The 10269-nt window shown below is 36.7% G+C and carries 12 protein-coding genes; 2 read left to right on the top strand and 10 right to left on the bottom strand.

The features are described 5' to 3' along the window. Positions 1–407 (top strand): ATP-binding cassette domain-containing protein (locus AC1DG9_RS16875; protein ID WP_477634928.1); only part of this gene is annotated, 407 nt, incomplete at its 5' end. Positions 408–450: 43 nt separating this feature from the next. Here AC1DG9_RS16875 and AC1DG9_RS16870 read toward each other — a convergent pair. From AC1DG9_RS16870 to AC1DG9_RS16845, 6 genes are all read right to left on the bottom strand, one after another. Next, positions 451–1371 (bottom strand): TIM barrel protein, encoded by a 921-nt coding sequence (locus tag AC1DG9_RS16870; RefSeq protein WP_477634927.1) that lies wholly within the window; start codon positions 1369–1371, stop codon positions 451–453. An 89-nt stretch (positions 1372–1460) separates the two neighbouring features. Continuing rightward, a complete protein-coding gene (locus AC1DG9_RS16865; protein WP_172661115.1) occupies positions 1461–2279 on the bottom strand; it encodes an alpha/beta hydrolase in 819 nt (272 codons plus the stop codon). A 3-nt stretch (positions 2280–2282) separates the two neighbouring features. After that, positions 2283–3155, bottom strand: coding sequence for an ROK family protein (locus tag AC1DG9_RS16860; RefSeq protein WP_172661116.1), 873 nt, complete (start codon positions 3153–3155; stop codon positions 2283–2285). 152 nt (positions 3156–3307) lie between these two features. Next, positions 3308–3535 carry a DUF1456 family protein gene (locus AC1DG9_RS16855; protein ID WP_048907167.1) on the bottom strand — a complete coding sequence of 76 codons (228 nt, stop codon included), beginning with the start codon at positions 3533–3535 and terminating at the stop codon, positions 3308–3310. A gap of 45 nt (positions 3536–3580) precedes the next feature. Beyond that, positions 3581–4888 carry a DEAD/DEAH box helicase gene (locus AC1DG9_RS16850; RefSeq protein WP_172661117.1) on the bottom strand — a complete coding sequence of 436 codons (1308 nt, stop codon included), beginning with the start codon at positions 4886–4888 and terminating at the stop codon, positions 3581–3583. Between the two features lie 26 nt (positions 4889–4914). Beyond that, a complete protein-coding gene (locus tag AC1DG9_RS16845) occupies positions 4915–5133 on the bottom strand; it encodes a hypothetical protein (RefSeq protein ID WP_172661118.1) in 219 nt (72 codons plus the stop codon). 268 nt (positions 5134–5401) lie between these two features. On the opposite strand from AC1DG9_RS16845, the gene AC1DG9_RS16840 reads away from it, so the two are divergent. Beyond that, positions 5402–5875 (top strand): ribonuclease H-like YkuK family protein, encoded by a 474-nt coding sequence (locus AC1DG9_RS16840; protein ID WP_099436931.1) that lies wholly within the window; start codon positions 5402–5404, stop codon positions 5873–5875. Positions 5876–5907: 32 nt separating this feature from the next. On the opposite strand, the gene AC1DG9_RS16835 is transcribed toward AC1DG9_RS16840, so the two are convergent. From AC1DG9_RS16835 to AC1DG9_RS16820, 4 genes are all read right to left on the bottom strand, one after another. Then, entirely contained in the window at positions 5908–6492 is a 585-nt protein-coding gene (locus AC1DG9_RS16835; RefSeq protein WP_288882687.1) for a DUF4468 domain-containing protein, read from the bottom strand. Positions 6493–6589: 97 nt separating this feature from the next. Then, a complete protein-coding gene (locus tag AC1DG9_RS16830; RefSeq protein ID WP_477634926.1) occupies positions 6590–7618 on the bottom strand; it encodes a porin in 1029 nt (342 codons plus the stop codon). A gap of 43 nt (positions 7619–7661) precedes the next feature. Beyond that, a complete protein-coding gene (locus AC1DG9_RS16825; RefSeq protein WP_172661121.1) occupies positions 7662–9029 on the bottom strand; it encodes an ammonium transporter in 1368 nt (455 codons plus the stop codon). 556 nt (positions 9030–9585) lie between these two features. Then, positions 9586–10269, bottom strand: a 684-nt coding sequence (locus AC1DG9_RS16820) for a PA14 domain-containing protein (protein ID WP_477634925.1), incomplete at its 5' end; no start/stop codon positions are given.

Raw genomic sequence — 10269 nt, 5'->3', positions numbered from 1 at the left:
GTAACAAAGCGGTAAATGGGCGTGCATATGTTTCTAAATTCAACTTTAATGGTGGTGATCAGCAAAAGAAAGTTGGCATTTTATCTGGCGGAGAGCGTRATCGGGTGCATTTAGCCATCACTTTAAAGAAAGGTGCAAACGTATTGTTACTGGATGAGCCAACCAATGATATCGACGTAAATACTTTACGTGCACTAGAAGAAGCCTTGGAAAACTTCGGTGGCTGTGCAGTTGTAATCAGTCACGATCGTTGGTTCCTAGACCGTATTTGTACACACATTTTAGCCTTTGAAGGAAACTCTCAGGTTTACTTCTTTGAAGGCAACTACAGTGATTACGAGGAAAACCGTAAAAAACGCCTGGGCGATGTAACTCCTCATCGCATTAGGTACAAAAAATTAGTATAGTACTCTTTAACAAAACAGGCCGGTAATACCGGCCTGTTTTGTTTTATTTATATTGCTTTTGTATTCTTAACAACAGCTCTTTCGTTTTTTTGATTCCCTCATCTTCCGACAAACCTTCGCCTTCATATTCAATACCCACAATACCACTCCATTTTGCATCCTTAATAATTTTAAACATGCGATCGTAGTCGATATCTTTTTCATCACCCTTTTCATTGAAATTAAAGGTTTTCGCGCTAATTCCTTTTGCAAATGGAACCAGATCAGTTACTCCCTGGTACATATCGTACACTCTATCTGCACTCACTCTAAAATTACCAAAATCAGGCAAGGTGCCACAATAAGGGCTATTAACCTGTTTCATAACATCCGACAACCATTTTCCATCAGAAGAATACCCTCCATGATTTTCAACTATAATGTTGATTTTATTTTGCTTACCATATTCAGTAAGTCTGCCTAAACCATCCACCACTGCAGTTTTCACATCCTGTTCAGATCCATTTCCTGCTGCATTTACCCGAATCGTTTTACAACCAAGCACTTTGGCCGCATCCACCCACTTATGGTGATTTTCAATAGCCTTTGAACRCGCTTTTTCATCAAGATTTCCCAATTCACCTTCTCCGTCAATCATGATTAAGTGATTTTGAATTCCCTCATTTTGAGTTATGCTTTTTAGTTCTTTCAGGTATGCCGGATCAGTTTCTTTTTTATTAAAAAATGGACTTACATACTCAACTATATCAATACCGAAATCTTTTTTAGCTTTTATAGGGAACTCAAGGTTTGTTAACTTACCGCCAAACAATGATTTATGCAATGACCACTGAGCTAAAGATATACTGAAAAATTCTTTTTTAGGGAGTGCCAGTGCGTCAAACGGAATTAAAGAAGAAAGTCCTGCAGCTGCAGATAACATTCCTAAATCTTTGAGAAAACTTCTGCGATCTGTTGTATTCATGTTCTTATTTATAAAGGGTAACTATCGGTTTTGTCCTTCTAAAATAGGAATAATTCCAGCAGATTTCTCTAGTTATTTATGAAAACGTATTATTTTTTGATGAATTGATTATTAAAGAACATCAGTTGAAATCCGATCGCGTTTTTCCAATAATCCCAGTTATGAGATCCCGGTCTGATGGTAAAATCATGCGGAATGTTATTGTATTGCAGTTTCTCGTGCAATTTGATATTCACATTGTAAAAAAAATCTTCAGAGCCACAATCGATAGTTAAAGCAAGTTTGTTAGGAACAAGTAGATAGGTTAAATCGATAACAGAATTTGCTTTCCAACGCTCAGGATATTTATCTTCAGGTCCAAGGCGCTTGGCGATGTCCCAGTTCAACGGGAAAGGTTTAATGTCTACACCACCACTCATACTACCAGCAGCGCCAAATATGTCCTGATGTTTAAAGGCCAAATATAGTGCACCATGGCCGCCCATACTTAAACCTGTAATTGCACGACCTTTTCTATCTTTTATGGTCTTATATTTTTGATCTATCCAATTAACCAGTTCAGTAGCTACATAAGTTTCATATTTCCAGGCGGGGTCTTCAGGACTATCAAAATACCAACTGGTAACATTTCCATCGGGGCATACAATGATCATCTGATAATGATCTGCATATTCCTTAATTGATGGCACCTTATTTACCCAACCAGAATAAGCATCTCCGGCTCCGTGCAGTAAATAAACTGTTGGATATGTCTTGCCTTCATTGTAACCCTCAGGAGTAATTACAACAGCCTTAATATTTTTCTTCATTGCAGCGCTATAGGTCGATACCGTATCAACCTTAGCTGCAAAAACTGATTCGGCACTAAAAAATGCAAAGATGCCGATGAGAAAACCCCATTTTTTCATTTTCTAATTACTTATCCAGGTACATGCAGCACCTACAAGAGCAGCGTCTTCCCACATCTCGCTTTGCTTTATTACCACGGTTTTATTAACTAACTTTTCCTGCAATTTAGTAATAAAATGATCCCATGTTTTGGCAATATTTCCACCAATTACCAACACCTGTGGATTTTCATCAGCAATAAAATCATTTAAGAAAGCCGCCAGGTTTGTAGAAAACTCTTCAAATAGTTGTTCCGTTACAGACTCATCTGCCGTAGCGAGCAATTCTTCAACATTTTTCGCTTCCTTTCCGGTTAACTCTTTATAGTGTTTCAAGAACCATCGGGTTGATATGTATTCTTCAGCAATACTGTCTTGAAAAGGAGCAAATGCTAAGTTCATATCCGTTACCCGACCATTGCAATTACTTGTTGAGCCAAGTCCTGTACCCAATGTTATTCCTATTGCTCTTTCAAAATCTGATGCAGCACCCGATGCAAGTTCACCTCTTAAAAATGCTTCTGCATCATTTATGAAAACAATATGCTCACCTGGAATGCCTAATTTTTCGGATAAAATAGTGCGGATATTTAATCCATATAATGAATCATATTTCTGCATACCTTTCATCAATGAAATACCTTCCTGATAATCGAAGGGTCCGGGCATGGCTATTCCAATTCTTATTGTCTCATCAGAAGATTTTAAAATTAGTGAAGAAAGTGCATCTACCCACGACTGGATAATTACTTCTGCACTGTCCATTGATGCCACGCGTAAACGTTGCATAGAACTATCAATAACTTTATATGTTGAGCAATCTACGTGTGCTGCTGTGATATGAGAGCCACCTATGTCGACCCCAATAAAGGGAAGTTTAGAGGTTTTAGTATTCATTTATTTAGGTCTATTTGGTTAACAATAGAATTGCTTTGATTCTACAACTCAAATAAAGACATTTAAACCGTTTTAGCAAAATTTATTTACATTTTTTTATTGCTTAAAAAGTGGCAGAATGCTAATAAATTGAAGATGGCAAAAAATATTATCTATTTCACTGGCCTTGGTCCACGTTTGTAGATAACCAACCCATTTAGGAAATTGCGAAGAATCTGATCGCCACAAGGTTTAAAATTTGGGTGGTCATCACTTCTAAAGAACGAGCCCAATTCACTCTTGGTGATCTTAAAGTTTACTAATTCCATGATCTTAATAATATCATCATTAGTTAGTTCAAGTGCTACACGCAACTTTTTAAAAATATCGTTATTGCTCATATGTTGAGTTTTATATAGTAAATCCTTTAGATGCTTTTGGTTCCATTACATTGCCACTTCGATCTTAACCTTTTTCCCTTTAATCTTCTCATTAGCCAAAGATTTCAGAATTCGGTTAATCATATTGCGCTTCACGGCAACGTATGAAGACTGATCTTTAACTTCAATCAATCCCACATCTTCCTTTTGTAAACCACCCTTTTTAAGTAACAAGCCAACGATATCAATTTTATTTACTTTGTCTTTTTTACCGGCAGCAATGTATAAGGTTTGCCATTCGCTATCGCCTGGCAATACAAAATTACCCTTTAAATTTTCAGTTTCTATGTCAGCTTTTAAAAATGGATACTTTTCATCATCAGCAACAATTAGATATGCAGTACCTTTAGCATTCATTCTGGCTGTACGCCCGTTACGATGTAAAAATGCATCTTCTGTATATGGCAACTGATAGTGAATGATACATTGCACTTCAGGAATATCTAAGCCTCGTGAAGCGAGGTCAGTAGTGATAAGGATCTTTATACTTCCATTTCTGAACTTCAATAAGGCCCTCTCCCTCTCATCCTGCTCCATTCCACCATGAAATATATCATGTGCCAGATCTTTGTCTATCAATAAATCGCTAATACGGTCAACCGTTTCTCTATGGTTACAAAAAATCAAAGTATTTTTATTCCCGATTTTGCAAATCAGTTTTAATAGGGTGTCTAACTTATCTTCGGCTGTAGTAAGTACTTTTTTAAGCTTTAAATCGGGAACAACTTTTACATCCTTTAAAAAGTTAATCTCTGTTGGCTTACTAACACCAGTAAAACCAGGAATCTCTTCCATAGCTGTAGCCGAAGTAAGTAAACGTTGCTTTAAAGAAAGTAGCTTATGAATAATGTACGACATGTCTTCCTGAAAACCAAATTCGAGCGCTTTATCGAATTCATCCAGTATAAGTGTACTTATCGTAGATTCATCAAAATTTTCGTGACGGAGGTGGTAAGCTATCCGACCTGGGGTGCCAATAAGTACTGCAGGAGGTTGCTCCAGATTATTTCGTTCCGTTCTTACCGGATGACCGCCATAACAGCAATTCACCTTAAAACCTGTAGCCATTTGTTTAAAAACAGTTTCAATTTGCAATGCAAGTTCCCGGGAAGGAACAAGCACTAAGGCCTGAACACCCTTAACTTCGGGTTTTAGGTTGTTTAGAATAGGTAATAAAAAACCAATTGTTTTACCTGAACCTGTTGGAGCAAGTAAAACTACATCACCACCCTTTTTCCATGCGGCAATAGATGCCTGCTGCATTTCATTTAGTGAAGCTATTTTTAAATTTTCCAATACCTTTTCTACCATCATGGCGCAAAGATAGCGGAATTAAGGCATTAAAACTTCAGATACTTCTTTCTTAAGTGTTTCATTGAGCTGTTTAGCCGAACCTCCATGTTCATAAGCATATGCCCTCTTTCACAGATCCATGTTGTCATTTTCCGATTTGCATGCTTAATTGGGGTATATACATTGTCGTTAAGCATTTCACTATAATCTACAGATGCCCTGCTCCTTTGCATCAAATAAAACTCATTTATCAATTCTGTCTTCATAATGATTTAATCTGATTAATTTATTATTGGTACATTTATATATATAATACTATCTAGTGCCGTTTTGTTTTAACGAATATTCCTTTTGCAATAGTATACCAAGCGTATATTAAAGATACCATAACCCACAACAAAACAGCACACTAAAGTGTTGACAACTAGCGAATTGTTAGCAATTAAACAATAAAGAATTAACTTCATTTTAATTTAATCCCCTTATTTTTAGGAAACCTGAATACGGGTTGTTTATGATAACACCAATTAGCGTATGATCTGGAAAAAATTTAGCGGCGAGGTAATCCACGCACCCATCTTAGAAGAAGTAGAAAAGGCCATCATCAGAGAAACTGAAAAAGGCTATCACCTTAAAGTTTGTATCGGTACAGATTCACAGGTCAAAGGAGCTTTAACTGATTTTGCGACTGTAATAGTCCTGTTAAGAGAGCACCATGGAGGTTTTATGTATATCCACCAGGAGAAAACACCTCAGCGCATGAGCATAAAGGAAAGAATGCTTATTGAAGTTCAAAAGTCTATTGAAACCGCTTACTCAATTTGCGATCTTTTAGATCTGTATGATGTAGATCTGGAGGTACATGCCGATATTAACACCAACCCAATGTTTAAATCAAACAAGGCTTTAAATGAAGCCATGGGCTATATCCTCAGCATGGGCTTTATTTTCAAAGCAAAACCCGAAGCTTTTGCCAGCTCAACCTGTGCTGATAAAATGGTGCATTAAATAAGGGCATATCTTTTAAAACTAATAGCCTATTACCACTTTGTTGTGGAAATGGTAGCAGGCTTCTTTGTTTCGGGCTGTGGATCTTTAATGGTATTACTCATAGTAGCTTTTAGCTTATCCGCAATTTTTTTGGATTCTCGGGCAATAGATGCTACATTCTTTTCCCATTCAGCATTATTTAATTTGCCTGGGGATTTCTCAAGCGCTGTACTAACAGCCACCGGAACGAAATTACCATAACGGTCCCGCTCATAAGGAGTAAACATAAAGTCGGTAAGTATTAATCGATATTTACCATTACGCAGTTCCAATGAGATGTTATATTTAGCCTCACCTGTTGGATGACCTACTCCTACAAGGCTTTTATTTAAAACCATTTTCCCTTTTCCATAAAAAGCAGTATCTCCTTCTGAAGAATTCAGTTTAATAGCTTTTGAGTAGCCTTTGAAAAAGCGCTTAGCATTTGCAGACATCACTTCTTTTTTAACAAGCGGAAGTTCTGCAACCTCTAAAAAAGTATACTTCCCGCGCTCATCCATGGGTAATACATTTGTTTGAGAGAATGCACTGAGACTAAATACGAATAAGGATAGAACAAACATTATTTTTTTCATCGGTAAATAATTGATTTAAAGCTTAGAAAAGAGAATAAAAAACCGCCAGAAGTAATATTCTGGCGGCTTAAAATTAAAAAATATTTTGTACAAATCCCTAGAATGCGTAAACAGCAGCCAGAGAGAATTGCGAGGCTGATTTAGACAGAGCACCGCTCTTTTTCACAAATTCCTGAGAATAATCTTTATCGCTATCGAAACGTACTTCAGGAATAAAAGTTAATCCACCTGCTTTAATATTACCAGATAAAGTAATGGCTGCTATACTTGCATCAGGTAGCTCACCTATACCCTTGTAATTAAAATACTCTCCTCTTAAACCCAATGAAACGGCAGGAGTAAATGCATATTGCGGATACAATGCAACACCTGTATAACCACCATTATCATTAGAAACAGAATAATCAGCAGCATTTAAGCCTAACTTGAATTTATCAGTTACCTGATAAGCTGTTGTTAAATCAAAAATAGTTCCCGTACCTCCAGCACCAGCCGAATAACCAGACAAGAAGTTCAGGTAAGCAGACCAGCCTTCAACAGGAGCCACCATTAACTGAGCACCTATATGAGATACTCCATTAAGATCCTGATAAACATTCCAGTCATTGAACAAACMAACCATTAAACTGGCTTTTTCTGAAAAGGCATAAGTTCCTTTGATACCCGCATTTTGAAAAGGGCCGGCACCAAAAAGGTAGGAAGTAGAATAGTTAAAGTTAGCCACCGGCGATATCACCTCATAACCAATAAACGTACCCATATAACCTGCAGTCATGCTAAATTTATCAGTAAATGCATAGTTAACGTACAAATTCTGGATATGGAAAGAGTTATCATCAGGTCCATTTGGAATAGATTGATATTGTCCTCTTGGTCCAAAAGATAATTCTCCAACAAATGAAGCTTTACCAGTAGTTTTCTTTAAAGCCAAATCGATCATCCCAATAGAAACCGAGTTTTGCTCTGAAGCAAAATAGGTTTTAATATTTGGAGCTTTCGCAAAATCATATTTAAAATATGTATCAACTGAACCCGAAATTTGCAATGGAGCTTCAGCGGCTTCCTGAGCGTAGGTAGCCGAAACAATAGATAGTAATGCTATAGTTAGTATTGATTTTAATTTCATAATTTTCGGTTTGAGGTTGATAATTCAGATAGTTTGTGGTTGGTTAAAATGTATTTTCAATTTCTGCCCCTGTTGAAGCAACAATCAAAGTACCTTGAGAATATTTCTCGTTATGTTGAGAAGCATCTAATCCTTCTTCTTCTTCTTCTGAAGTAACACGGATTGGCTGAACTACGTTGATTAATTTAAAGATGATGAAAGAAACTACGAAACTGAATATGATTACAATTACAGCTCCTTTAAGCTGAGTAAAGAAGAACTCAGGATTTCCATAAAACAACCCGTCTGCACCAGCGCTGTTAACAGTTTTAGTAGCAAATACACCGGTTAATAGCATACCAACAATACCACCTACACCGTGGCAAGGGAATACATCTAATGTATCATCTAAACTGGTTTTTTGTTTCCATGAAACAACAAGATTAGAAATAACAGCCGCAATTACACCAATAAAGATACTTGAAGGAATGCTTACGAAACCTGCACCTGGAGTAATGGCAACCAAACCCACTACAGCACCTATACAGAAGCCTAAAACAGAAGGTTTTTTACCTCTTGCCACATCAAAGAACATCCAAGCTAAACCAGCAGCACCAGCAGCAGTATTAGTAGTTAAGAAAGCCGAAACTGCTAAAGCATTAGCACCCAAAGCAGAACCTGCATTAAAGCCGAACCAACCGAACCAAAGTAAGCCAGTACCAATTAGTACATAAGGAATATTAGCTGGTGGAACTTCCTGATGCTCAATATGAGATTTCCTGCGTTTTAGAACCAAAGCACCAGCCAGGGCAGCCATACCAGCAGAGATGTGTACAACAGTACCACCTGCAAAATCAAGTACACCCATTTTTAAAAGGAATCCATCAGGAGACCAGGTCCAGTGTGCTAAAGGAGAATAAACAAATAGGGCAAACAATACAATAAACAAAATGTAAGAGGTAAAACGGATACGTTCTGCAACCGCTCCAACAACTAAGCCCGGAGTAATAATAGCAAACATCAATTGGAATACCGCAAACAATGAAAGTGGAATAGTTCCCCATGCCGGACCAGAATTTACACCCTGGAAGAACAAGAATGTGGTTGGATTACCTATAAATCCACCAATTGTTTCTCCAAAAGCAAGGCTAAAGCCTACAACAATCCAAAGCACGGTAATTACACCTGCAGCCACCACACTTTTAATCATGGTAGAGAGAACATTTTTACGATGAACCATACCGCCATAGAAAAATGCGAGTCCTGGAGTCATCAAAAATACAAGAGCTGAAGCAATTAATACAAATGCAATATCAGGCGCACTGTATTTTCCCTCGTCAAAGTTAGGAAGTAAGGGAATAAAAAGAGCCAAAATTGCAATTATCAATAAAACTGCAAATGGACCCCACTGTTTAAATAAAACTTTTGCCATAAATGTTAGATTTTACTAGTTTATAATTATACTTTATCTGATTTTTTGATAAAACTAGACAAAATTTTCAATTATTCATATTTTTAATCAAACAAAAACAACACAAAACATTAAAATATTCAAAAATTATAGCCAAAAACATTAAAATTTAATAAAATCACTATCAAATTTTTAAATATTTCTCACATTCAACACAAAAACACCTTTATTTTTTAACAAAAACATAAAAATTAACAAAAAACAAGATTTGCAAAGAAAAAAGCAAAAAACAGGATAAAACGGGATAAAACGGGATAAAAAAAGGGATTTCCCGAAATTTAGTACACTTTCAGACACACAATAGGCGCATATCGGCTTATTTTCAAGCAGAAATTATAAATTTCGAAAAGAAAAAGACAGAATCCCTGACCCAGCAATGGTTTTAAGGGGAACAAATTTTGGCATTACACCATTTATGGATTACCAATGAGATTTTTCAGGCAGATTACCCAAAAAAAAGAGCTATTTAAAGATTATCCGGAGATTTAAAAACAACCTCCGGATAAGAAACTACACCCTAATGAAAGAAAACAGATGCATCAACATCCTTAAGCTTACCAGAAGGTGTTTTATATTGTAGCTTTAATGTGTAACCTCCGCCACCTTCCAAAAACATAAGTTCAAATGGGTGGTACCCTTTCTCAAGAGCTATTTCAGCAGATTTTTCAATAGATGTGTGCATACCATCGCTATCAATAAATACTTTATCACCTAATTTCAACACACTTCCATCATCTGAGCGCAATGCGAACGAATAAATACCCGTTTCTTCTGCATAAAAGTAACCTTTATGACGGGTAGCAAAACTTTCCGCAGTTTTTGCTACAGGAATTTCAATTGCAGCGCTAATGCCTTCGTTGGTAAGATCTTTTTCGTCTATAGCGTTTACAGTCTTATAAAAGCGCGGATAATATGAAAACTTTAATCCCTTTGCTGGTGATGATAACTGTACAGGCTTAATATAATCCTGATGTACATAATTAATGGTATAAATATCCCCTCTGTTACCATTTGGTCTAAAACCTGCCACTTTAAATTCCACCGGCTTAGTTATGGTCAAATCTCCATTAAAAATTTTCGACTGCAAAGTAGGCAAGGTACCATCAGTAGTATACCTTATTGTTAAACCTGCAAGTGACTTATTTATATGTAATGTGCCCTTATCAACAAATACACTCTGGGTAGTAAATCCATCCAGGTC

This window comes from Pedobacter sp. 05L430 (assembly GCF_056397585.1).
Note: the sequence above shows the minus strand (reverse complement) of the source record. Positions and strands in the feature narration are given on the sequence as shown.